This is a genomic window from Pseudomonas batumici (assembly GCF_000820515.1).
GTDB lineage: Bacteria > Pseudomonadota > Gammaproteobacteria > Pseudomonadales > Pseudomonadaceae > Aquipseudomonas > Aquipseudomonas batumici.
This window is the reverse complement of the sequence record NZ_JXDG01000012.1, coordinates 68,005-91,198: the sequence shown is the minus strand read 5'-3', so window position 1 is coordinate 91,198 and position 23,194 is coordinate 68,005. Positions and strand designations below refer to the sequence as shown.

Here is a 23,194-nt window from a genome sequence, read left to right as displayed (position 1 = left end):
CGACTTCAGCCTTCCAGCGAGCCGCCAGCCAGGGCGCAGAGCTGGATCGGGTCGAGGATGTGCACTTCCTTGCCTTCGGCGGCGATCAGCTCGTTGCTCTGGAAGCGGGTGAAGACCCGCGAGACGGTTTCCACGGCCAGCCCCAGGTAGTTGCCGATCTCGTTGCGCGACATGCTCAGGCGGAACTGGTTGGCCGAGAACCCCCGGGCACGGAAACGCGCCGACAGGTTGACCAGGAAAGTGGCAATGCGCTCGTCGGCGGTCTTTTTCGACAGCAACAACATCATTTGCTGGTCGTCGCGAATCTCCCGGCTCATCACCCGCATCAACTGGCGACGCAGTTGCGGCAGTTGCAGGGCCAGTTCGTCCAGGCGCTCGAAGGGGATTTCGCAGACCGAGGTGGTTTCCAGCGCCTGGGCCGAAACCGGATAGGTCTCGGTGTCCATGCCCGACAGGCCGACCAGTTCGCTCGGCAGATGAAACCCGGTGATCTGTTCTTCGCCGCCGTCGCTCAGGCTGAAGGTCTTCAGCGCACCGGAGCGCACCGCATAGACCGAGCCGAAGGTATCGCCCTGGCGAAACAGGAACTCGCCCTTCTTCAGCGGGCGGCCACGCTTGACGATCTCGTCCAGCGCATCCATGTCCTCCATATTCAGCGAAAGTGGCAGGCAGAGAGGGGCCAGGCTGCAGTCCTTGCAATGGGCCTGACTATGGGTGCGCAATTTCACTGGGTCGGACATTTCTTAAATCCTTGTGGGAGAACACACATAAGACGTAAGGGTAACCCAGCAAGGGCCGCTCGGGCCAGCCTGCGCCAAAATGGCGCACCCGTTCAGATGGTCTCACTGCCGAAAGCGGCTCGAACCGTCAGATCACCCGCGAAAAGCGCTGGCGGTTCTGCTGTTCCAGGTAGGCATCGAAGACCATGCACACCGAACGGACCAGCAGGCGTCCCGCGGGCAGGACCGTCAGGCGCTCGCGGTCCAGTTCGATCAGGCCGTCCCCGGCCATCTCCATCAGGCGCGGCCAGAGCGCGGCGAAATAGCCGCCGAAGTCGATATTGAACTGCTGCTCGATGTGGGCGAATTCCAGGCTGAAGTTGCAGATGATCTGCTGGATCACTGCCCGGCGCAGGCGGTCGTCGGCGTTGCACAACAGGCCCCGGCTGGTGGCCAGTTGCGCGCCGGCGAGGGTGTTCTGGTACTGGTTCAGGTCGCTGCTGTTCTGGCAGTAGAGGTCGCCGATCTGGCTGATGGCCGACACCCCCAGGCCGATCAGGTCGCAATGGCCGTGGGTGGTGTAGCCCTGGAAATTGCGTTGCAGGGTCGATTCTTCCTGGGCAATCGCCAGCTCGTCGTCGGGCAGGGCGAAGTGGTCCATGCCGATATAGCGGTAGCCGGCGGCGGTAAGCTGCTCGATGCTGCGGTGGAGCATTTCCAGCTTGTCGGCCGGCGTCGGCAGTTCGTTGCCGTCGATCCGCCGCTGCGGCATGAAGCGCTCGGGCAAGTGGGCGTAGTTGAACACCGACAACCGATCGGGCTGCAGGTTGATCACTTCGTCGACGGTGCGGGCGAAGTTGTCCGGGGTCTGCCGGGGCAGGCCGTAGATCAGGTCGATATTGATCGAACGGAACTGCAGGGTGCGCGCCGCCTCGATGATCGCCCGGGTTTCCTCCAGGCTTTGCAGGCGGTTGACGGCGCGCTGCACGTTGGGGTCGAGGTCCTGCAGGCCGATGCTGACCCGGTTGAAGCCCAGTTCGCGCAGCAGGCCCATGGTCGACCAGTCGGCTTCCCGTGGATCGATCTCGATGCCGTAGTCGCCGGAATCGTCGTCCAGCAGGTTGAAGTGCTGGCGCAGCCGGGTCATCAGTTGCCGCAGTTCGTCGTGGCTGAGAAAGGTCGGGGTGCCGCCGCCCAGGTGCAGTTGCTCGACTTTCTGCGCCGGGTTCAGGTGGCAGGCGACCAACTGGATTTCCTGTTCCAGGCGTTGCAGGTAGGGCAGGGCACGGCCACGGTCCTTGGTGATGACCTTGTTGCAGGCGCAGTAGTAGCAGATGTTCGCGCAGAACGGCACATGCACGTACAGGGACAGGGGGCGCAGGGCCTTGCGACTGTCGCGCAGGGCGTGGAGCAGGTCGAAGGCCCCGACCTGGCTGTTGAACTGCACCGCGGTGGGATAGGAGGTATAGCGCGGTCCCGCGAGGTCGTAGCGGTGGATCAGGTCTGGGTCCCAACGGATGGCGTCGAGCATGCGGGCATTCCCCCGGATTGGCTGCAATATCCGGAGTCTAGGGGCTGCGGGGAGGGACCATCTTGACCTGTATCAACGGCTGTCAGTGCCCCATCAGCCAGTGCTGGTGCGGCCCCGGCAAGGTCCACAGGCCGAACAGCAGCACCAGCAGGCCGCCGCTCATGCGCACGCTGCGTTTGCGCAGCAAGGCCGTGACCCGTTCCGCCGCCAGGCCAGTGGCCAGCAGCACCGGCCAGGTGCCCAGGCCGAAGGCCAGCATCAACAGCGCACTGTCGAGCGCATTGCCCTGGCTCGCCGCCCAGAGCAGGGTGCTGTAGACCAGCCCGCACGGCAGCCAGCCCCACAGCGCGCCCAGCAGCAGGGCGCGGGGCAGGTTCGACACCGGCAGCAGGCGGTTGGCCAGCGGCTGGATATGCCGCCACAGGCCGCGTCCGAGGCTTTCGATACGGGTCAGGCCGCTCCACCAGCCGGCCAGGTACAGGCCCATGGCGATCAGCAGCAGTCCGGCGATCACCCGCAGCAACAGCGCCGCCGGGCTGCTGGCCACGGCCCAGCCGGCCAGGCCGATCAGCAGGCCGGCGGCGGCATAGCTGAGGATCCGCCCCAGGTTGTAGGCCAGCAGCAGGCGAAAGCGCCGGCTGCGTTGCTCCGGGGGAATCGCCAGGGTCAGGGCGCCCATCAGGCCGCCGCACATGCCCAGGCAATGACCGCCGCCGAGCAGGCCGAGAATCACCGCCGAGACCAGCAGGGGCGCCAGTTCAAGCATGGGGTGGGGCCTTGTCGTGCTTGTCCGTGGTGTCTTCGACGGCGGCGGTGTGCTTCGGGTCCTGGTCGTCGAACAGGATGCTGTGGGCCGGGCCTTCCAGGTCGTCGTACTGGCCGCTGTCCACGGCCCAGAAGAAGATATAGACGGCGATGGCCACGATCAGCAGGGCGGCGGGGATCATCACGTAGAGAGCTGGCATGGGAACTCCATGCCCGCGCGGCTCAGGCCGGCAACGGGCGGGTATCTGGCGTGGCAGTGAGCACCGGCGCGCCGGGCAGGCGAGTCAGGCGCAGGGCATTGAGTACCACCGTCAGCGAGCTGATGGACATGCCGACCGCGGCCCACACCGGGGTGATCCAGCCGAGGGCGGCGAACGGCAACATCAGGCCATTGTACAGGCTGGCCCAGATCAGGTTCTCGACGATGATCCGCCGGGTCCGCCGGGCCAGGCCGATGGCTTGCACCAGGGCGCCCAGGCGGTTGGACAGCAGCACGGCGTCGGCGCTGGTCTTGGCCAGGTCGGTGGCCGAGCCCATGGCCACGCTGATATCGGCGGCGGCCAGGACCGGGACGTCATTGACGCCGTCACCGAGCATCAACACCTTGCGGCCCTGTCGATGCAAGTCCCACAGCATCTGCAATTTGTCGTCCGGACGCAGGCCGCCGCGAGCTTCGTCGATGCCCAGTTCGGCGGCGACACTGGCGACCATCGGCGAGCTGTCGCCGGACAGCAGCAGCGTGCGCCAGCCCCGCGCCCGGCAGGCCGCCAGCAGCGCGGGGGCGTCGTCACGCAGGCGGTCGTCGAGGACGAACCAGGCCAGCGGCCCGTGGCTGTCGCCCAGCAGCAGCCATTGTCCGGCTTCGTCTGGCGTCGGTGGCAGCGGGCAGGCCGCGAGCGCGCAGACATACGCCGCCTGGCCGATGCGCAGGCATTGCTCGCCCACCCGGCCTTCAAGGCCCAGGCCGGGGCTGCCGTGGACCTCCTCGGCGGCTTGCGGGGCGCGGCCAAAGGCCCGCGCGATCGGGTGTTCGGAGCGGTTTTCGAGGGCGGCGGCGAGGCCCAGGCAGCGCTCGCTGTCCAGCTCGCGCAGCGGGCGGATGGCGCGCAGGGTCAGGCGGCCTTCGGTCAGGGTACCGGTCTTGTCGAAGATCACCGTATCGATCTGGTTCAGGCCTTCGAGCACATGGCCGCGGGTCAGCAGCAGGCCGAGCTTGTGCAGGGTGCCGGTGGCGGCGGTCAGGGCGGTGGGCGTGGCCAGCGACAGGGCGCAAGGGCAGGTGGCGACCAGCATCGCCAGCACGATCCAGAACGCCCGGGACGGCTCCAGCTGCCACCAGACCAGGCCGATGACCGCCGCGGCGATCAGCGAGAACAGCAGGAACCACTGCGCGGCGCGGTCGGCGATCTGTGCCAGGCGCGGCTTTTCGCTCTGGGCGCGATCGAGCAGGCGGACGATGGCGGACAGGCGGGTGTCCTGGCCGAGGGCCAGGACCTCGACGGTCAGGGCGCTGTCGACATTCAAGGTGCCGGCGGTGACGGCATCCCCCGTTGTGCGCGGTTGCGGCAGGTACTCGCCGGTCAGCAGGGACTCGTCGATGCTCGAGCGGCCTTCGACAATCCGTCCATCGGCCGGCAGCACGGCACCGGGATGCACCAGCACCCGCTCACCCAGGCGCAGCTCACTGAGCAGGATGCGTTCGCTCTGGCCGTCGGCCCCCAGGCGCAGGCAGGACGCCGGCAACAGGTTGACCAGTTGCGCGGTGGCGGCGGCAGTGCGCTCGCGGGCGCGGCGCTCCAGGTAGCGGCCGGCCAGCAGGAACAAGGCGAACATGCCCACGGCGTCGAAGTAGAGTTCGCCGACTCCGGTGATGGCGGTCCAGATGCCGGCGCAGTAGGCGCTGCCGATGGCCAGCGAGACCGAGACGTCCATGGTCAGGTGGCGGGTGCGCAGATCACGAAAGGCGCCGCGAAAGAACGGCGCACAGCTGTAGAAGACGATGGGCGTGGTCAGGAACAACGCCACCCAGCGCAGGATGGTGTGCAGTTCCGGGCTCAGGTCGATATTGAATTCCGGCCAGGTGGCCATGGTCGCCATCATCGCCTGGAACCACAGCAGGCCGGCCAGGCCCAGTTGGCGCAGGGACTTGCGGTTCTCGCTGGCAAGCTGTTCGCAGGCCTGGTCGGCCTGGTAGGGGTGCGCGGCGTAGCCGATCTGGCGCAGTTCGCCGAGGATCCGGCTCAACGGCAGTTGGCTGTCCGCCCAGCGCACCTGCAGGCGGTGATTGGACAGGTTCAGTCGCGCCTCGGCCACGGCGGGCAGGCCGAGCAGGTGCTTCTCGATCAGCCAGCCGCAGGCGGCGCAACTGATACCCTCCATCAGCAAGGTGGCTTCGGCGAGTTCGCCATCGTGGCGGACAAAGGGCTTCTGCACCTCGGCGCGGTCGTACAGCGCCAACTCATCCGCCAGTTGCACCGGCAGGGCCTCGGGGTTGGCCGAGGTTTCGCTGCGATGGCTGTAATAGTGCTCCAGGCCGCCGGCGACAATGGCCTGCGCCACCGCCTGGCAGCCCGGGCAGCAGAACTCGCGGGGTTCGCCCAGGACGACAGCGGTGAAGCGACTGCCGGTAGGGACGGGCAGGGCGCAGTGGTAGCAGGGTGTCGGGGTCGTCATAGGCGCCATCGGAGAATGTGACTTTGCACCGCTCCCCCCTGTAGGAGCGAGCTTGCTCGCGAAAAGAGCGTCAACGATAACGCGGGGCATTTGAATGACCGCGGCGGGGCGACTTTTTTCGCGAGCAAGCTCGCTCCTACAGGGGAGAGAGGCAAGCAGGTTACATGTTTACTTGCCCTGGCTTTCAGCGCCTTGCAGCGGTTCGTCGCCCAGCTTCAGGTCCTTGTCGTGGCTGATCTGCTCTTCTTCGAACAGGCGCCAGGTCTTGTCGCCCTCGACCCCCAGCAACTCGACGAAACGCCGGCCCTCGAGCTTGTCCGCCAGTTGCCCGATATAGCGTCCCGGTTCGCTGTCACTGCGGCTCAGGGTGACCTTGCGGTCCTTGTCCGGCTGGGTTGGCGAGATCAGGTTCAGCTCCAGGCTGGACGGACGGCTGTCGCCCGTCAGGCGCAGGTCGACTTCGCCGGTGACCTCGTCCAGGTGCACCTTGGCATGCAGCTTCAGGCCCTGGGCCAGCAGCTCGCGGTCCAGGGAGCGGTTGATGCCCTTGCCGGCCTCGTAGTAGTTGTCGTTGACCAGGTTGTCCGGGTTGTTGACCGCGATGGTGACCATCGACAGGGTCAGGGTCACCGAGCAGGCCATGATCCCGATCAGGATCCAGGGCCAGAGGTGCTTGTACCAGGGGCTTGCGGCAGTGGCTGCGGGCATCGGGTCTTCCCTTAACGGATTTGCGGGCCGATGAATCGGCTCTTGGCTTCAATGTGGACGCTGGCGTCATCGGCGTCGCGCAAGGTGAATTTCACCTCGTTGGTGCTCGACGGCAGTTGATCGGGGGCGCTGGACAGCTCCATCGGCATGTTGAAGATCTCGCCGGCGGGCACGTGGATTTCGCGCTTGCCCTGGAGTTTCAGGTCGGGCAGGCCGCTGGCGTCCAGTACATAGGTGTGGTCGCGCTGATCCTTGTTCATGATCTTCAGGCTGTAGACGTTTTCGATCCGCCCTTCGGCATTCTCGCGATACAGCACGCGGTCCTTGCTGACATCGAAGCCCACCAGCGAACGCATGAGGAACGCTGTCACCAGCAGGCCGATCATGGTCAGCAGGACCAGCGCATAACCGATCAGGCGCGGCCGCAGCGTGTGGGTCTTCTGCCCGGAAAGGTTGTGTTCGGTGGTGTAGCTGATCAGTCCGCGCGGGTACTGCATCTTGTCCATGATGCTGTCGCAGGCGTCGATGCAGGCGGCGCAACCGATGCACTCGATCTGCAGGCCGTCGCGGATGTCGATGCCGGTGGGGCAGACCTGCACGCACATCGTGCAGTCGATGCAGTCGCCCAGGCCCTGGGCCTTGTAGTCGATGCCTTTCTTGCGCGGGCCACGGCCTTCGCCACGACGCGGGTCGTAGGAGACGATCAGGGTGTCCTTGTCGAACATCACGCTCTGGAAGCGCGCATAGGGACACATGTAGATGCACACCTGTTCGCGCAGCCAGCCGGCGTTGCCGTAGGTGGCGAGGGTGAAGAAGCCGACCCAGAAGTAGGACCAGCCATCGGCTTCGCCGATGAAGAAACTGATGGTCAGGTCGCGAATCGGCGAGAAGTAGCCGACAAAGGTCATCCCGGTGACAAAGCCGATCAGCAGCCACAGGCTGTGCTTGCTGAACTTGCGCAGGAACTTGTTGGCGCTCATGGGCGCCTTGTCGAGCTTGATGCGCTGGTTGCGGTCGCCTTCGGTGACCTTTTCGCACCACATGAAGATCCAGGTCCAGACGCTTTGCGGGCAGGTATAGCCGCACCAGACCCGCCCGGCATAGACGGTGATGAAGAACAGGCCGAAGGCGGCGATGATCAACAGGCCCGAGAGCAGGATGAAATCCTGGGGCCAGAAGGTGGCGCCGAAGATGAAGAACTTGCGTTCGGGCAGGTTCCACCAGACGGCCTGGTGACCGCCCCAGTTCAGCCACACGGTACCGAAGTACAGCAGGAACAGGACGGCGCCGCCGGTCATCCGCAGGTTGCGGAACAGGCCGGTGAAGGCACGGGTGTAGATTTTCTCGCGAGAAGCGTAAAGGTCGACGGTGTCGTTGGCAGGTTTGGCAGGTGGAGTGACGTCGTGCAGCGGAATCTGGTTGCTCATTATTGCGTCCCACGGCTGGGGGAAATGCCTCGGTCAGTACATGCCGACCGCGATCAGAAAGCGTAGTGCAGTGGCGCAATGATACGCCGGTCCCTGTGGTCCAAGGGTGCGACCTTTGGTCGCGTTGGGTGACGCGTCCGGATGGTGTAGCAGATGTAACAAAGCATGATGCAGGTCAATTGACTATAGCTGATGGATCGTGTTCGGGCCTGGTCATGGTGGCGTGCGATAGCCGGGGTGGCGGGGTGTTTTTCAGCCGATGAAGAGGGCTCGCACCTAATGAAAACGGCCCCGCCAGGGGGGCTGGCGGGGCCGTCGGTTGTGGCTCGAGCGCACTTACTCGGCGGGCTTGTTGTCGCCGTGGGACAGGCTGTAGACGTAGGCGGCCAGCAAGTGGACCTTGTCGTTGCCCTGCAACTGCGCCTGGGCCGGCATCTGGCCCTGGCGACCATGGCGGATGGTCTGCTGCAGTTGCGCAAAGCTCGAACCGTAGATGAACGCGCCCGGGTTCGTCAGGTTCGGCGCGCCCATGGCCGGGGTGCCCTTGCCTTCAGGGCCGTGGCAGGCCACGCAGTTGCCGGCGAAGATCTTCTGGCCCGCCACCGGGTCGGCCTTGGCGCCTTCCGGCAGCTGGCGATGGTGGAAGTTGGTCAGCACGAACGAGGCGACATCGGCCACGCCCTGTTCGCCAATGACGTCGACCCAGGCCGGCATCATCGCGTGGCGACCGCCCATGATGGTGGTCTTGATGGTTTCCGGCTCACCGCCCCAGCGCCAGCCCACGCCGGTCAGGTTGGGGAAGCCGTAGGCGCCCTTGGCATCGGAACCGTGGCACACCGAGCAGTTGGAGGCGAACAGGCGACCGCCCATCTTCAGTGCTTGCGGGTCCTTGGCCACGTCCGCGATGGGCATGGCGGCGTACTTGGCGAAGATCGGTCCGAACTTGGCATCCGACCGGGCCATTTCCTTTTCCCATTCGTGCACGCCGGTCCAGCCGGTCTGGCCGTTGGCGAAGGCGGTCTGCTTGTCGTTGTCCAGGTAGGCGTAGCCCGGCAGCAGGCCTTTCCAGTTGCCCAGGCCCGGATACAGGACCAGGTAGCCGAGGGCGAAGACGATGGTGCCGACGAACAGCATGAACCACCATTTGGGCAGCGGGTTGTCGTACTCCTCGATACCGTCGAAGGAGTGGCCGACCGTCTCCTCGGTCTGATCGGCGCGCTGACCCCGGCGGGTGGAGAGCAGCAGCCAGGTCAGGGCGAAGATGGTACCCAGGCTGAGGACGGTGACGTACAGACTCCAGAACGTAGTCATTCTTTGTTACTCCTAGACGCTTTTTCGACCTGCTTGATGGCTTCGGGATCATCCGCGAAAGGCAGCAAGGTCGCGTCGTCGAACTCCGACTTGCGCCGTGGGCTGAACACCCACAGCGCCAGGCCGATAAAGGCCACCATCACCACGAGGGTGCCCAGGCCACGAATCATCCCGATATCCATCCAGATCACCGTTTGCTTTTGATGATGGTGCCCAGGCCTTGCAAGTAGGCCACCAGCGCGTCCATTTCGGTCTTGCCCTTCACGGCGTCCCTGGCCCCGGCGATGTCTTCGTCGGTGTAAGGCACGCCCAGGCTGCGCAGGACTTCCATTTTCTTCGCCGTGTCCTTGCCGTCGAGCTTGTTTTCCACCAGGAACGGGTAAGCCGGCATTTTCGACTCGGGCACCACGTTGCGCGGGTTGTACAGGTGCGCGCGGTGCCAGTCATCGGAGTAACGACCGCCGACCCGGGCCAGGTCCGGCCCGGTGCGCTTGGAACCCCAGAGGAACGGGTGGTCCCAGACGCTTTCACCGGCCACCGAGTAGTGGCCGTAGCGTTCGGTCTCGGCGCGGAACGGCCGGATCATCTGCGAGTGGCAGCCGACACAACCGTTGGCGATGAAGATGTCGCGGCCTTCCAGTTCCAGCGCCGGGCGCGGCTTCATGCCTTCGACCGGCTTGTTGGTGACGTCCTGGAAAAACAACGGGACGATCTGCGTCAGGCCGCCGATGCTCACGGCGATGACCATGAAGAAGGCCAGCAGGCCGATATTCTTCTCTACGGCTTCGTGCTTCATCAGTGAGCTCCAACGACAGCGATCTGAGCGGCGGCGTCTGCATCAGCCGGGTTCGAGGCGCGAACGGTACGGAACACGTTGTAGGCCATCAACAGCATGCCGCTGGCGAAGAACGCACCGCCCAGGGCGCGAACGATGTAGCCGGGGTGGCTGGCCTGCAGCGCTTCGACGAACGAGTAGGTCAGCGTGCCGTCGTCGTTGATCGCCCGCCACATCAGGCCCTGGGTGATGCCGTTGACCCACATCGAGGCGATGTAGAGCACGGTGCCGATGGTGGCGAGCCAGAAGTGCGCGTTGATCAGGCCGATGCTGTGCATCTGCGGACGGCCGAAGATTTTCGGGATCATGTGGTAGATCGCGCCGATGGAGATCATCGCCACCCAGCCCAGCGCCCCGGCGTGAACGTGGCCGATGGTCCAGTCGGTGTAGTGGGACAGCGAGTTGACGGTCTTGATCGCCATCATCGGGCCTTCGAAGGTCGACATCCCGTAGAACGCCAGGGACACCACCAGGAACCGCAGGATCGGGTCGGTGCGCAGCTTATGCCAGGCGCCCGAGAGGGTCATCATGCCGTTGATCATGCCGCCCCAGCTCGGGGCCAGCAGGATGATCGACATCGCCATGCCCAGCGACTGGGCCCAGTCCGGCAGGGCGGTGTAGTGCAGGTGGTGGGGACCGGCCCAGATGTACAGGGTGATCAGTGCCCAGAAGTGCACGATGGACAGGCGATAGGAGTAGATCGGCCGTTCGGCCTGTTTCGGCACGAAGTAGTACATCATCCCGAGAAAGCCCGTGGTCAGGAAGAAGCCCACGGCGTTGTGGCCGTACCACCACTGGATCATGGCGTCGGTCGCCCCGGCATAGGCCGAGTAGGACTTGAAGAAACTCACCGGCAGGGCAATGTGGTTGACGATGTGCAGCATCGCGGTCACGACGATGAAGGCACCGTAGAACCAGTTGCCGACATAGATGTGCTTGGTCTTGCGCTTGACGATGGTGCCGAAGAACACCAGGGCGTAGACCACCCAGACAACCCCGAGCAGGATAGCCAGGGGCCATTCCAGTTCGGCGTATTCCTTGGTGGTGGTGTATCCCAGGGGCAGGGTGATGATGGCGCCGATGATCACCGCCTGCCAACCCCAGAAGTGGAAGGCCGCGAGGCTGTCGGAAATCAGTCGTACCTGGCAGGTTCGCTGCACGACGTAGTAGGAAGTGGCAAACAACGCACAGCCCCCGAAGGCGAAAATCACCAGGTTGGTGTGCAGCGGGCGCAGGCGTCCAAAACTCGTCCAGGGCAGACCGAAGTTCAATTCCGGCCAGACCAGTTGCGAGGCGATGAAAACACCGAGCCCCATGCCAAGGATCCCCCAGACCACCGTCATGATGGCGAACTGGCGGACTACCTTATAGTTATAAGCAGTCGGACTGATTGCTGTGCTCATTCTAAGGTTCCACGGTTTGGTATATTTATTAGGCGTAAAATCGGTCGCAAGTATGGATAAAGTGTAGGGTCATTGCAACGCGCCATGACCTGGGTCAATACCGTGCGACGCTGATTCTGCGGCCTTTCCATGCTCGGAGTAAGGTCAAAACGCACCCTCGAAAAGGCCGGGATCGACCGGCAGGCGGGGGGATACGGTTCGATCGGAATTCGCAAAGCTTAGTACCGATTCCCGGGAGTGGGTAGGCGGACTAAAAGAGAGGTGCGACACTGGGTCGCGTACAGGCGGGGAACTGCCGCATCCTGATCGATGCGGCAGGAAACATCCGGTATTTATTGAGCTTTCTTTTCTCCTTGACCGCCGTGGGAGAGGCTGTAGACGTAGGCGGCCAGCAAGTGAACCTTGTCGTTGCCCTGCGACTGCGCCTGGGCCGGCATCTGGCCCTGGCGACCATGGCGGATGGTCTGTTGCAGTTGTGCCAGGCTGCTGCCGTAGATCAGCCCGGCGGGCCGGGTCAGGTTCGGCGCGCCCATGGCCTGGGTGCCCTTGCCTTCAGGGCCGTGACAGGCCACGCAATTGCTGCTGAAGATCTGCTGGCCGGCTTGCAGGTTGGCGTCGTTGCCCTCGGGCAACGGCTGGTGGCCCAGTTCATGACGCACATAGGCGGCGACGTTCTTCACGCCGTCTTCGCCGAGGATTTCGCCCCAGGCCGGCATCGCCGCGATACGACCGCCCATGATGGTTTGCTTGATGGTGTCGGCACTGCCGCCCCAGCGCCAGGTGGTTTCCACCAGGTTCGGGAAGCCGTAGGCGCCCTTGGCGTCCGAGCCATGGCACACCGCGCAGTTGGAGGCGAACAGGCGCCCGCCCATTTTCAGCGCTTGCGGGTCCTTGGCCACTTCTTCCACGGGCATGGCGGCGAACTTGGCGAAGATCGGCCCGAACTTGGCATCGGCCTTGTCCATCTCCTTTTCCCACTCGTGAACGCCGGTCCAGCCGTTCTCGTAGCCGGGCAGGATACCTTTCCAGTTGCCCAGGCCCGGGTAGAGGATCAGGTAGCCGACGGCAAACACCAGGGTCCCGGCGAACAGCATGAACCACCACTGCGGCAACGGGTTGTCGTACTCCTCGATGCCGTCGAAGCTGTGGCCCATGGTCTGGTCGACGCTGCCCTTGGTTTCACCCTTGCGCGTGCCGATCAACAACCAGGTCAGGCCGATCAGGCTGCCGATGGTCAGTACGCAGATGTACGTACTCCAGAAGGTGGTCATGGCCGGGGGCTCCTTGTCGCAGTAGGGTCTTCAGGGGTGTCGGGAAGCGGCTCGCCGTCGGCGAAGGGCAGCATGCAGGCCTCGGCGAACTCGGGCGCGCGCCGGGCGTTGAACACCCAGAGGGCCAGGCCGACGAAGGCGATAAAGACCACCAGGGTGCCGAGGCCACGGATCATTCCGGTACTCATCTCCATGACTCACCTCTTGCTCTTGATCGCAGTGCCGAGCACTTGCAGGTAGGCGACCAGGGCATCCATCTCGCTCTTGCCCTTGACGCTGGCCACGGCACCGGCGATGTCGTCGTCGGTATAGGGCACGCCGAGGGTGCGCATGGCCTTGAGCTTGGTTTCGGTCAGGCTGCTGTCCAGTGGGTTGGCCACCAGCCAGGGGTAGGCCGGCATTTTCGACTCCGGGACCACGTTGCGCGGGTTGTACAGGTGCGCGCGGTGCCAGTCTTCCGAGTAGCGGCCGCCGACCCGGGCCAGGTCCGGCCCGGTGCGCTTGGAGCCCCAGAGGAACGGGTGGTCCCAGACGCTTTCACCGGCCACAGAGTAGTGGCCGTAGCGTTCGGTCTCGGCGCGGAACGGCCGGATCATCTGCGAATGGCAGCCGACGCAGCCTTCGCGGATGTAGATATCGCGGCCTTCCAGTTGCAGCGCGGTGTAGGGCTTCATGCCTTCGACCGGCTTGTTGGTGATGTCCTGGAAGAACAGCGGGACGATCTGCGTCAGACCGCCGATGCTTACGGCGAACACCATCAGCAGCATCAGCAGGCCGACGTTCTTTTCAATCACTTCGTGTTTCATGGCGAGCTCCTCAGGCCATCTGCGCGGCGGCGGTCACGGTGGCGGGTTGCGCACTGCGCACGGTGCGCCAGGTGTTGTAGGCCATCAGCAACATGCCGCTGAGGAAGATCGACCCGCCCACCAGCCGGACGACGTAGCCGGGATGGCTGGCCACCAGGGTTTCGACGAAGGAATAGGTCAGCGTGCCGTCCTCGTTGACCGCGCGCCACATCAGGCCCTGGGCGATGCCGTTGACCCACATCGAGGCGATGTAGAGCACGGTGCCGATGGTGGCGAGCCAGAAGTGCGCGTTGATCAGGCCGATGCTGTGCATCTGCTGGCGGCCGAAGACTCTCGGGATCATGTGGTACAGCGCGCCGATGGAGATCATCGCCACCCAGCCCAGCGCCCCGGCGTGAACGTGGCCGATGGTCCAGTCGGTGTAGTGGGAGAGGGCGTTGACGGTCTTGATCGCCATCATCGGGCCTTCGAAGGTCGACATGCCGTAGAACGCCAGGGACACCACCAGGAAGCGCAGGACCGGGTCGCTGCGCAGCTTATGCCAGGCCCCGGAGAGGGTCATCATGCCGTTGATCATGCCGCCCCAGCTCGGTGCCAGCAGGATCAGCGACATCACCATGCCCAGGGACTGGGCCCAGTCCGGCAGGGCGGTGTAGTGCAGGTGGTGGGGACCGGCCCAGATATACAGGGTGATCAGCGCCCAGAAGTGCACGATGGACAGGCGATAGGAATACACCGGCCGCTCGGCCTGTTTCGGCACGAAGTAGTACATCATCCCGAGAAAGCCCGCAGTCAGGAAGAAGCCCACGGCGTTGTGCCCGTACCACCACTGCACCATGGCGTCGGTGGCGCCGGCGTAGACCGAGTAGGACTTGGTCAGGCTGACCGGCAGTTCCAGGTTGTTGACGATATGCAGGATCGCCACGGTGATGATGAACGCGCCGAAGAACCAGTTACCGACATAGATATGCTTGGTCTTGCGTTTCATCAGGGTGCCGAAGAACACGACGGCATAGGCGACCCAGACGATGGCGATCAGGATATCGATCGGCCATTCCAGTTCGGCGTACTCCTTGGAGCTGGTGTAGCCCAGCGGCAGGCTGATGGCTGCCAGGACAATCACCAGTTGCCAACCCCAGAAGGTGAACGCCGCGATCTTCGGCGAAAACAGCTGGGTCTGGCAGGTGCGTTGCACCGAGTAGTAGGAGCTGGCGAACAGCGCGCAGCCACCGAAGGCGAAGATCACCGCATTGGTGTGCAACGGGCGCAGGCGACCGAAGCTGGTCCACGGCAGGTTGAAGTTGAGTTCGGGCCAGACCAATTGGGCGGCGATGAAGACACCGAGCCCCATGCCGACGATGCCCCACACCACCGTCATAATGGCGAATTGGCGGACCACCTTGTAGTTGTAGGCGGTACTGATTGAAGTGTTCATGGTTCCCCATCCACGGTTCAGACCCGGCCGGCGCTGTTGCATTCGCAGGATCTGGAGTTATAGGCAGACTAAAAGCCAGCCAAGCATGGGCAAATAGCCAGCGGGGGGTATTGACGGGGGTCAATGGGGTAGGCGTTGCCGGTGGCCAGGGGGCCACCGGCGGGGTGCTCGGCTGCGGGCATGGCCTTGCCACAGGCCGCTACCCGCTATCGAAGACTTGGGCTCAACTCAGGCCCAGGCCATAGGCACTGCTCAGATCGAACAGGATCGACTCCTTGCCGCTGGGCAGGTGCACGACGTAGTACTTGATCGGCGGCACCACGGTCGCCCGCGCCGTGGACCAGGTCAGGCCGAAATCCCGCGTGGTCGTCGACTCCGCTTCCCGCGGGGTGTCCGCCAGCCATTCGCGCTGGGTACCCAATGGCCAGCGGTGGGCGTAGAGGCGATGGATCTCCGCGAGTTCGGCGCGGGTCGGCAGCCGCTGATGACCGGCGCTGGCCTTGGCCTGCATGTTGGCGAAGGTTCCCAGTCCCAGCCCATGGCAGTGGATCACGCCGCTGACCGACAGGCTGTAGCTTTTCGTCTGTCCGCCGCGATCGCGCACCGTGATGCGGGTGCTGCCGTTGCCGCGCACGGTGACCAGGCCGGACGTGTCGACCACGGCAATCGCCGGATTGCCCGAGGTGTAGCTATAACCGGGGGTGCCGCCGCTGGCCTGGCGCCTGAGCGAAGTCGTCGGGCCGAAGGCCGGCAAGACGGTCGGGTGGCTGGGGATCAGGTAGATCTGGCCGCTGAGGGTTGCCGGGCGTTGGTCGAACGCCAGTTCCGGACGCTCGCCGCTTGAGAGTCGCAGCTTGACGGTGACCGGTTGCGAGGGCGCCGACAGGTTGCCCGCCCGGTCCCTGATCCGGTAGGACACCGGCCAATCGGCATCCGGCCCCAGCGAGACGAGGAAGGCGCGGGAAAACTCGATGACGAGGGTCTTGAGTTCCGTGACCAGCATGCCCGGTCCCTCGACATCGCCCCAGAAGGTCGTCACCTGGTCACCGATCTCGAAACCGTTGTAGCTGGCGATGGTGCCCGGTAGTACATTGCCCAGTCGGGTCAGCTCCGCCGAAGTGAGGCCGTCGCTGATCCGGGGTGGAAAGGCCATGGCCGCCAGCAATGGCTGGCCGGGTTGTTCGCGGTCGACCTCGATCAGGGTGGGGAACGAATCCGTCGAGGTCTGGCTGACGGTGCTGTAGGCCCGGTACCTGAGTTCATGCCGGCCGTGGGTGAGGGCCGCGACGGGAATGTCCAGGCTGAGGGTGTCGCCGGGGTTGTCGCCCGGGGCAATGAATACCGGGCTGCCGAGCAATTGCGTCCCCAACAGCAACTGATAGGTCTCGTCCGTGGCGGGGTTGGCCCAGACCGGGAAGGTCACTGCGACCGGAGTGTCGAGCGCGCTGACCGGCAGCAGTCCCTGGCCGTCGTCCAGGGCGGCCTCGACCCTCGGCCTTTCCAGTTCGCGGGCATCCGCGGGCAGGCTCCGGGCGGTTTTGCAACCGGGGAGCCGCGCGGGACCGATGCCCAGGCCGCTGGCCTCATGGATCAGGCCCAGGCCGGCGGTGATCTTGATATAGGGACCTTCCGGCTCGACGACATCCAAGGTCATGTCCAGCACCGCATACACCAGTCCCAATGGCGTCTTGGTGGTCGATGACCAGGTTTTCGGCTTGAGCGGCGACTGCAACGGCCAGCGCTTGCCGTAGGCCGTGCGGATGCTGATCAGTTCGTCCAGTGACGGGATGCTCAGGCTTTTTTGTTGCGCCTTGCGCAGGGTTTCGTCACTGGTGCCTTCGCCCAGGTTGTAGCACTGCACCACGCCGCTGACGCTGACCTCGTAGCTTTTGCGTTGCCCGGCGCTGTCGCTGACCCGGATAGCGGTCTTGCCATTGCCGCGCACGGTGACTGTGCCGCTGTCGTCGACCACGGCGATCCGTGGGTCGTCGCTGCTGTAGTGATAACCGGGCACACCGCCGCCGGCCGCGCGCTGGATCGTTGTGCCGGGGCCGAAGGCGGGCAGCACCCGCGGGTGGCAGGGGATCAGGTAGATCGTGCCGGGCAGGCTGACGGGGCTGGTGTCGAAGATCAGTTCAGGCGCCCGTTTCCTGGCCCTGAGCGTCAACGACAGTCGGGGGAATGCCAGGGCGTCCGCTTCATCGCGACTGCCGTCGAAGGCCACCTTGAAGATGAAGGTCAGGCCGCTCAGATCGCGCAATTGATCGAGGTGGGTGCGTGCAAGCAGGCCTTCGATCACATCCGAGATACTGCTGACTTCCTCGGCATTCCACAGCGTCAGGGTGAAAGGCCTGCCGTTGCTCAGGGTGCCCTCGATCCGTAGCCATATCCGCTGGCCGACCTGGATATGCGGCCATTTCCTGACTTCGACATGGGCATCGCCGGCAAAGGTGTTGAGGTCCAGCAGCAGATTGTCCGGCGCCTCGCGAACGAAGGGCGGCCGCAGGTCTTCGTGGGCGATGGGCAGCACGTCCAGCGGCAGGCTTTTTGAGGGCGCCGGGATACCCTGGCGGGTGACGCTATAACCGACCTCCACGCGCTTGCCGATATTGGCACTGACGGCGCTGGCGGGCACGGCAAAGTCGACGGTGCCACTGGCGCTGCCGGGCTTGACCTCGATCGCCGGGGTTCCGTTGCCGGGCGTGCCGCGCCAGTAGGCTTGAATGCTGTCCCGGGTCTCCATGGCATAGCTGACCCGAATCGTCGCGCCGTCGAGCGCCTGGAGTGGGAACAGCACGCTGTCATGGGCCTCCAGCACCCTGGGCGGACCGAGGTCCAGTGGCCTGGCGCTGACCGGCAGCAGGCGCGCCTGCGAAGCGAAGGGTTCCGGAGCCTCGGTCTTGACGTCATAACGCACCACGACAGAGCCGCCGGCCAGTATGCTGACCTTGTCGTCCGGGATCGTGAAGTCGATGTCCTTGCCTATGTCCATGACAGGCAGGGTCTGTTCGTGGCGGATCTCCGTGCCCATGGCAGTCGTACCGATCCAGACCAGGGTCACCGTCTGGCCCGGCGCGATGAACGAATAGCGCTCCACCCGGGCAATGACCCCGGTGGCCGTCGGGTCGAGCACATTGCCGTTCTGTTCGGCCACGGGCACCCGTGGCGGCTTGAGCGTCAGGGCCTGGCCGACGATTTGCAGCGACAGGCTCTTGGAACGGCGTGAAGGCCGGTCGGGTTCCTCGACATAGTAGTAGAACCGCGCCTGTCCCTGGATGATCAGGAGGAACTGCTCGTTCGGCACCTCGAAGGATACGAACGCATCGCTGTCGTGGCCGGGCATGGCCGCGCTGTACGCGGGCAGCTGTGCGCCGAGGGCGGTTTCCCGTTCAACCAGCAGGCGCAGGGTCTGGGCGCTGCTCATGCCTTCATAGCGCAGCACCAGGGTCTGCACGTCGGCGCCATTGAGTTGATCCAGGTTCAGCAGCATGCCCTGGGCACGCGGGACCACCGGGGCACGCAGGTCCGGATCGCCGATGCCGACTTCGACCAGGGCAGGGCGTGACCATCTCGACCAGTTGTTGACCACATCGCGGATCTCATAACGCACCAGGATCGCGTCGGAGTTGCCGGCCTCGCGGATGATGGCCGGATCGATCGGCACCACCACTTCGTCGCTCGGTTCGCTCAAGGGCGGATGCTGCACGAGGCGGCCATGCCAGGAGACGACGAGCGCATCGCCCGCGGCCATGTTCGCATAGCGCTTGACCACCACGCTGACGCCCTCCGGGTCTTCGATCACCCCGGGCGGCAACACCACGGGCAGTTCGAGCTTGTCGTTGACGGTGGGCGTCGCGGATTGGGTGTCGGGGTCGCCGGGCACGTCCAGCTTGATCCGCACGCGGGTCTCGGCGGTTTCCGGGGTGCCGCCGGGGAAGGGCGTGAGGACATAGCGCACCGGCACGTCTTGCGCCGACATGATCCAGTGGGTGGCGACCCGCAGGGTGAGGTGGCTGGCGCCGGGCTCGCTGCCCTGGGTATGGCTGGCGACGGGATCGGGATGGCTGCCCCAGTACAGGTCAATGCGATCCCTGGGTTTCAGGTCCAGCGGGGCGATCACCACGGGCAGGGGCCGTTGCGGGTCGATCACGTCGGTGGCCCCGATACCGCCGATATTGAAACTGTTGATCAGCGGTGGTACCAGGTCGCGGGTGGCGCGCGGGCGTCGATCCTCGACGGCCCATGCCGGTGTCCAGCCGGGTTCGACCGGGCCAGGTTCTGGCCAGAGCCGGCTGGTTTCCAGCACGCTCAGCTTGCCCGCAGCGGCGACTGCATTCACCAAACGGACATCGGGTGGGGTAATGCTTTTGCCGGGATCCCTGTCCGATTCGCTCGGCACGCACAAATCACGTTGTGCACTGGAGTCCCGGGGCTCGTACTTGAGCAGGGCGCCTTCCTGGCTGGAGTAGTAGATGCCGTTGAGGAAGAGGTTGTCCTCCAGCAGGGTCCTGGTGACGAAGCAGATATCCTCGGCGCAGAAGAAGTCGACAGTGGGAGTATCGCTGGTCTGGTACCGGGTAGGGGCGACCGGCTTGGCATAGTGAATACTGTCCAGCGGGGTTTTCCCCAGGGTCAACTCCAGGCGTTGCTTCTCCAGTTCCTGTGTCTTCAGGTCGGCCAGGGTGCGGGTGACCTTGATCGCCTGGCCATCGACGAAAGGCTCAAGGGTGACATAGCCATCGGGGGCGGATGTTCGGTAGATCGCGTCGACCAACAGCGCGCCGCGACCGCGGCCGATCTTGCCATGGGTATAGCGGGCGGCATCGTCCGCGTGAGCGAACAGCGGGCTGAGGGCATAAGGTTGCGTTTCGCTCGAGGCATCGTCGGACGCGTCCCAGGTGGCGCTGACCAGGCCTTTGCGCCGCCACAGCGTACCGGGTTGCAAGACGCTCAATTTACCGCTCGCCGCCACGCGGCGAACATAGTCACGACCGGACAGCGAGCCGTTCTCCAGTTGGCCCTGGGTATCAATGCCGTCGTTGTGAAAGACGCCGCCCCGTAGCACTTCGTCGGCATCGGGGACCAGCGGCACCTGATAGTCCAGCAAGGCTCCGTCGACGGTCGACAGATAAATCCGGGTGCTGCTCAGATGCCCCGGCACGATCGCCGTTTCACGCGCGGTCTTGATGGCGTGGGCGAAGTCGCGCGCGGAGATGAAATGCTGGTAGACCGGGTCGCTGGGCGGTGCCTCCAGCCGGGGTGCCGCCACATAGAGGCCGTCGAGGAGATAACCGGGAATCAGGCTGAGGACGGCGATCTCCGGCGGCAGTATGAGCGTTCGATCGAAGTTCGCGCCGGTATCGAGGGCGGGGGCGGTGGCGACGTATTCTTTCTCGGTTTTCTTGAAAATGAAGCCGAAGCTGCGCCGGGTTCTCTGGTTGGTGTGCCTGAGCGCATGGCGCACGGCATCCTCGGCCGCGATGAACACCGGGCTGAACGCGGGGGCATGGCGGGCGACGAGTGCCTGGTCAGTCTCGACCCGCACCCCGGCGGCGGTGTCACGAATCGACAGCACTTTCCCCGGGGTTGTCCAGATATCGCGACCACTGACCAGCACCCGCAGCTCGGCGGCTTTTACCAGGTCGCGGACGAACGCCAGCACGGCGCCCTTGTCTGCGTCCCTGCCACTCTTGAAACGCTGCTCCGTGGGATTGTCCGTCAGGTTCAGCGGGTTTTCCGGTGACGGCAACAGCGTCTTGTACAGCTCGATTTCATCCGGGGAGTGCTTGCTGGTGTAGCGGATCAACGAACCATCCTGGCCTGAGAAATAGCGCAATGGAATCGAACGATCCTTGATCGCCCGATAGATATCCCAGGTTGGAAACAGGTTCAGGTAAAGCCGGCCCTCGGTTTCCGGCAGCGAGAAATCCAGGGTGCCCAGGCGGGAGCTGTAGGTCCCGACAATCGTGTGATCTTCCAGGGGAAAACCATTGCTGATGGGGAATATCAGCGTGTGATCGAAGATTTCGGTGGCCGAGACCCGCGGTGCCGTGGCGACGAACAGGCCGTCCTCGCGTTTCAGGATCACCCCGCCATGGACCTTGTCGTAGCGCCGGGCTATCTGCCCATGGGCGTGGCGCGCCGCGTCATCGGCGCTGGCGAAGAGTGGGCCGAGAGGGCGCCGGCGCAGTTGACGATAGGCGTGCCATTCGCTGCTGACCCGACCTGGCGGGCCCCACAGTTCACTGGGATGGAGCACGCTCAGTTCACCGCTCCCGGCCAGCGAGTGAATGAAGTTCAGCGGGTCGAGTATGCCCTTGACCAGGCGTTCGCCGTAGCTCGGAACGTTGCCGGAGCCGGCGAGCAGCAGTTGGTCGAAGCGGCTGTCCAGCGACCGGTATTTCAGTTGCGCGCCATCGAGGGTGCTCAGGTACAAGGGTAGGGCGCGCGCGCCCGGGGCTGGACGATAGGCTTCGATCTGTTTGAGCGCCGCCAGCAGCTCATCGGGCAGAAAGCAGTTGCGGTACATCCAGACGTCCTTGCACGGCAAGCGTTGCGGATACAGCGCCGCACTGTAGTAGAGGCCGGCCAGGCGATAGCCGGGCGGTAATGACAGTGAACCGTCGGCGGCGGTGGGCAACAGCGGGTCGGCTGTAAACAGCGGTTCCCTGGCCGCCACCGGTTCGCTGGCCACGTAGCGGTTGTGGTGATCGGTGATGATGAAGCCGACCCGCCGGTCGCGGTATTGGCCGTTGATGCGTTCGTGGGCATACAGGGCGGCGGCATCCGCGCTGTCGAGCAGCGGCCCGAAGGTTGGCAAGGCGGGCCCCGAGGCTTTCCTTGGTGGGTAGGGCATCCAATCGCCGGGCACCTTGCCTGGCGGCCCCCAGTAGCTATCGCCGCGGACGACATGGAGCCCGCCGGTCTTGGCCAGGGACTTGATGAATTCGCTCGGCAGCAGTTGGTCAAGGTCGCTGAGGTCATTGCCCGGCAACAGGCGCGGGATCAAGGCGTCCTCTTCGTCAGAACCGCTGGGCATGTATTTGATGATGTTGGTGTCGGTCATCAGTACATAAAACGCCTGTACACCTTTCGACCGGGCCAGGAGGGTCGTGAGCACTTCGTCAGGGGTGATGCTTTTCAGCTTGAGGCGTGGCTCTTGTTCGGAAAGCGTCGATGGCGTGTCGAGGTGTTGCTCCCTGATCGCCGACAGGCTGATGTTGGAGCGGTACACGGCATGTAGCCGGTGCCCGGGGGGAAAGCTGGCCATACCGGTTTCGGTGATCGAATACAGGCTTTCGCTGTTGAAGCGGCGGTTGTTGCCGGTGGTGGGTACCGTTGCGACAAAGGCCCCATCCTGGCGCTGGAAGATCAGCCCGCCGAACTCCTTGTCGGTGCCGCCCTGGATGAGCTGCTGGGCATGGCGAGCGGCGTCGTCCGCCGAGAGAAAGGCCGGACCCAGCGCGGGGAGCATGGCGTCGGCGAACGGCGTCCACTTGAACGGGTCTACCTCGCCCAAGCGATTCCACAGGTGGCTGGTGCGCAGCACCCGCAGCTGGCCGGCGGCGGCGAGGGTGCGGACGAACTGGTTGGGGGGCAGTACACCGCTCAACAGTTGTTCGCGGTAGTGCCCGGCCCGCGCCTGCCAATCCGCGCCTTCGGGCAGCAGCGCTTGCTCCAGCTCGCTGTCCTCGGATCGATAGGCCAACAGCGCACCGTCGGGGGGGCCGAGGAATAACGCCGGTGGGTGCGCGGCGGACGCTGATGGACGTGAGCGGCGTGCATGATGGAGCCCCGCGAGCAAGTCGTAGGGGCTGAAAAAGTTTTCGTACAGCCCGCTTTCCCTGGGGGGCAGTTGCTCGTGGGCGGTCTCGGCCTGGCAGTAGAGGCCGGCGAGGATAAAGCCTTCGGGCAATTGCAGTACGCCCTGGGTGTCCCGGCCGAAGACGGCGGCTGGGTCGAAGGGGGCCGTTCCCGGCGCCTCGGTTGCCTTGAATTCATCGCGTTGCGCCTGCTTGAGGATAAACCACGACTGTCGACTCGAACCTTTGAAAGCGGCCTGGCCGTGGGCATACTGGACGGCTTCGTCGAGGCTGGCGAAGGCGCGGCTGAGCTGCGGTGCAGCCGTCTTCCGGCGCACTGGCGCGAGCGGACGATCCGGTTGAGGGCGACTGGCGCCGGGTTGTTCGGCGTGGGTGAGGGCGTCTTGAGGCATGGCAATACTCGTCTGAAAATGGACCGGGGAGTCCCGTGTCGGCGCCGCCGGCCTTGCAGTGTCTGGGCTGGCAGATAAGGTGTTTTCATTTTCAG

At 64.6% G+C, this 23,194-nt stretch carries 16 protein-coding genes; all 16 read right to left on the bottom strand.

Annotation, left to right across the window (positions count from 1 at the left end):
* Positions 1–5: 5 nt before the first annotated feature.
* The 16 genes from fnr to UCMB321_RS06060 all read right to left on the bottom strand — a co-directional run bounded on the left by fnr (position 6) and on the right by UCMB321_RS06060 (position 23,099).
* Positions 6–740, bottom strand: a complete 735-nt coding sequence (gene fnr, locus UCMB321_RS06135; protein WP_040064664.1) for a fumarate/nitrate reduction transcriptional regulator Fnr — start codon at positions 738–740, stop codon at positions 6–8.
* 127 nt (positions 741–867) lie between these two features.
* On the bottom strand, positions 868–2,250 hold the full coding sequence (hemN, locus tag UCMB321_RS06130) for an oxygen-independent coproporphyrinogen III oxidase (protein ID WP_040064663.1): 1,383 nt from the start codon (positions 2,248–2,250) through the stop codon (positions 868–870).
* Between the two features lie 82 nt (positions 2,251–2,332).
* Positions 2,333–3,016 (bottom strand): sulfite exporter TauE/SafE family protein, encoded by a 684-nt coding sequence (locus UCMB321_RS06125; RefSeq protein ID WP_040064661.1) that lies wholly within the window; start codon positions 3,014–3,016, stop codon positions 2,333–2,335.
* On the bottom strand, positions 3,009–3,215 hold the full coding sequence (gene ccoS, locus UCMB321_RS06120) for a cbb3-type cytochrome oxidase assembly protein CcoS (RefSeq protein WP_040064659.1): 207 nt from the start codon (positions 3,213–3,215) through the stop codon (positions 3,009–3,011). Before ccoS ends, UCMB321_RS06125 begins: the two co-directional genes overlap by 8 nt.
* A 22-nt stretch (positions 3,216–3,237) precedes the next feature.
* Positions 3,238–5,688 (bottom strand): heavy metal translocating P-type ATPase, encoded by a 2,451-nt coding sequence (locus tag UCMB321_RS06115; RefSeq protein WP_040064657.1) that lies wholly within the window; start codon positions 5,686–5,688, stop codon positions 3,238–3,240.
* 168 nt (positions 5,689–5,856) lie between these two features.
* Complete coding sequence (locus tag UCMB321_RS06110; RefSeq protein WP_040064656.1) at positions 5,857–6,396, bottom strand: FixH family protein; 540 nt, start codon at positions 6,394–6,396, stop codon at positions 5,857–5,859.
* Positions 6,397–6,407: 11 nt separating this feature from the next.
* Entirely contained in the window at positions 6,408–7,823 is a 1,416-nt protein-coding gene (ccoG, locus tag UCMB321_RS06105) for a cytochrome c oxidase accessory protein CcoG (protein WP_040064654.1), read from the bottom strand.
* A gap of 336 nt (positions 7,824–8,159) precedes the next feature.
* Entirely contained in the window at positions 8,160–9,134 is a 975-nt protein-coding gene (ccoP, locus tag UCMB321_RS06100; RefSeq protein ID WP_040064653.1) for a cytochrome-c oxidase, cbb3-type subunit III, read from the bottom strand.
* Positions 9,131–9,316, bottom strand: coding sequence for a CcoQ/FixQ family Cbb3-type cytochrome c oxidase assembly chaperone (locus UCMB321_RS06095; protein WP_040064652.1), 186 nt, complete (start codon positions 9,314–9,316; stop codon positions 9,131–9,133). The genes ccoP (UCMB321_RS06100) and UCMB321_RS06095 overlap by 4 nt, the downstream gene beginning before the upstream one ends.
* A 5-nt stretch (positions 9,317–9,321) precedes the next feature.
* A complete protein-coding gene (ccoO, locus tag UCMB321_RS06090; protein ID WP_040064650.1) occupies positions 9,322–9,930 on the bottom strand; it encodes a cytochrome-c oxidase, cbb3-type subunit II in 609 nt (202 codons plus the stop codon).
* Positions 9,930–11,372 (bottom strand): cytochrome-c oxidase, cbb3-type subunit I, encoded by a 1,443-nt coding sequence (ccoN, locus tag UCMB321_RS06085; protein WP_040064649.1) that lies wholly within the window; start codon positions 11,370–11,372, stop codon positions 9,930–9,932. The genes ccoO (UCMB321_RS06090) and ccoN (UCMB321_RS06085) overlap by 1 nt, the downstream gene beginning before the upstream one ends.
* Before the next feature lie 332 nt (positions 11,373–11,704).
* Complete coding sequence (gene ccoP / locus UCMB321_RS06080; protein WP_040064647.1) at positions 11,705–12,643, bottom strand: cytochrome-c oxidase, cbb3-type subunit III; 939 nt, start codon at positions 12,641–12,643, stop codon at positions 11,705–11,707.
* Positions 12,640–12,837, bottom strand: coding sequence for a cbb3-type cytochrome oxidase subunit 3 (locus UCMB321_RS06075; protein WP_040064645.1), 198 nt, complete (start codon positions 12,835–12,837; stop codon positions 12,640–12,642). Before UCMB321_RS06075 ends, ccoP (UCMB321_RS06080) begins: the two co-directional genes overlap by 4 nt.
* A gap of 3 nt (positions 12,838–12,840) precedes the next feature.
* The gene (gene ccoO / locus UCMB321_RS06070) at positions 12,841–13,449 is read right to left on the bottom strand and encodes a cytochrome-c oxidase, cbb3-type subunit II (RefSeq protein WP_040064642.1); all 609 of its coding nucleotides are present in this window, start codon (positions 13,447–13,449) and stop codon (positions 12,841–12,843) included.
* A 10-nt stretch (positions 13,450–13,459) separates the two neighbouring features.
* Positions 13,460–14,884 carry a cytochrome-c oxidase, cbb3-type subunit I gene (gene ccoN / locus UCMB321_RS06065; RefSeq protein WP_040064640.1) on the bottom strand — a complete coding sequence of 475 codons (1,425 nt, stop codon included), beginning with the start codon at positions 14,882–14,884 and terminating at the stop codon, positions 13,460–13,462.
* Between the two features lie 223 nt (positions 14,885–15,107).
* A complete protein-coding gene (locus UCMB321_RS06060) occupies positions 15,108–23,099 on the bottom strand; it encodes an Ig-like domain-containing protein (RefSeq protein WP_209437130.1) in 7,992 nt (2,663 codons plus the stop codon).
* Positions 23,100–23,194 lie beyond the last annotated feature (95 nt).

Bases quoted from the DNA above. Each gene is read 5' to 3' on its own strand.
- fnr (WP_040064664.1), bottom strand. From the start codon at position 740: ATGTCCGACCCAGTGAAATTGCGCACCCATAGTCAGGCCCATTGCAAG.
- UCMB321_RS06115 (WP_040064657.1), bottom strand. From the start codon at position 5,688: ATGACGACCCCGACACCCTGCTACCACTGCGCCCTGCCCGTCCCTACC.
- UCMB321_RS06110 (WP_040064656.1), bottom strand. From the start codon at position 6,396: ATGCCCGCAGCCACTGCCGCAAGCCCCTGGTACAAGCACCTCTGGCCC.
- ccoO (WP_040064650.1), bottom strand. From the start codon at position 9,930: ATGAAGCACGAAGCCGTAGAGAAGAATATCGGCCTGCTGGCCTTCTTC.
- ccoO (WP_040064642.1), bottom strand. From the start codon at position 13,449: ATGAAACACGAAGTGATTGAAAAGAACGTCGGCCTGCTGATGCTGCTG.
- UCMB321_RS06060 (WP_209437130.1), bottom strand. From the start codon at position 23,099: ATGCCTCAAGACGCCCTCACCCACGCCGAACAACCCGGCGCCAGTCGC.
- ccoS (WP_040064659.1), bottom strand. From the start codon at position 3,215: ATGCCAGCTCTCTACGTGATGATCCCCGCCGCCCTGCTGATCGTGGCC.
- ccoP (WP_040064653.1), bottom strand. From the start codon at position 9,134: ATGACTACGTTCTGGAGTCTGTACGTCACCGTCCTCAGCCTGGGTACC.
- hemN (WP_040064663.1), bottom strand. From the start codon at position 2,250: ATGCTCGACGCCATCCGTTGGGACCCAGACCTGATCCACCGCTACGAC.
- UCMB321_RS06125 (WP_040064661.1), bottom strand. From the start codon at position 3,016: ATGCTTGAACTGGCGCCCCTGCTGGTCTCGGCGGTGATTCTCGGCCTG.
- ccoG (WP_040064654.1), bottom strand. From the start codon at position 7,823: ATGAGCAACCAGATTCCGCTGCACGACGTCACTCCACCTGCCAAACCT.
- ccoP (WP_040064647.1), bottom strand. From the start codon at position 12,643: ATGACCACCTTCTGGAGTACGTACATCTGCGTACTGACCATCGGCAGC.
- ccoN (WP_040064649.1), bottom strand. From the start codon at position 11,372: ATGAGCACAGCAATCAGTCCGACTGCTTATAACTATAAGGTAGTCCGC.
- UCMB321_RS06075 (WP_040064645.1), bottom strand. From the start codon at position 12,837: ATGGAGATGAGTACCGGAATGATCCGTGGCCTCGGCACCCTGGTGGTC.
- UCMB321_RS06095 (WP_040064652.1), bottom strand. From the start codon at position 9,316: ATGGATATCGGGATGATTCGTGGCCTGGGCACCCTCGTGGTGATGGTG.
- ccoN (WP_040064640.1), bottom strand. From the start codon at position 14,884: ATGAACACTTCAATCAGTACCGCCTACAACTACAAGGTGGTCCGCCAA.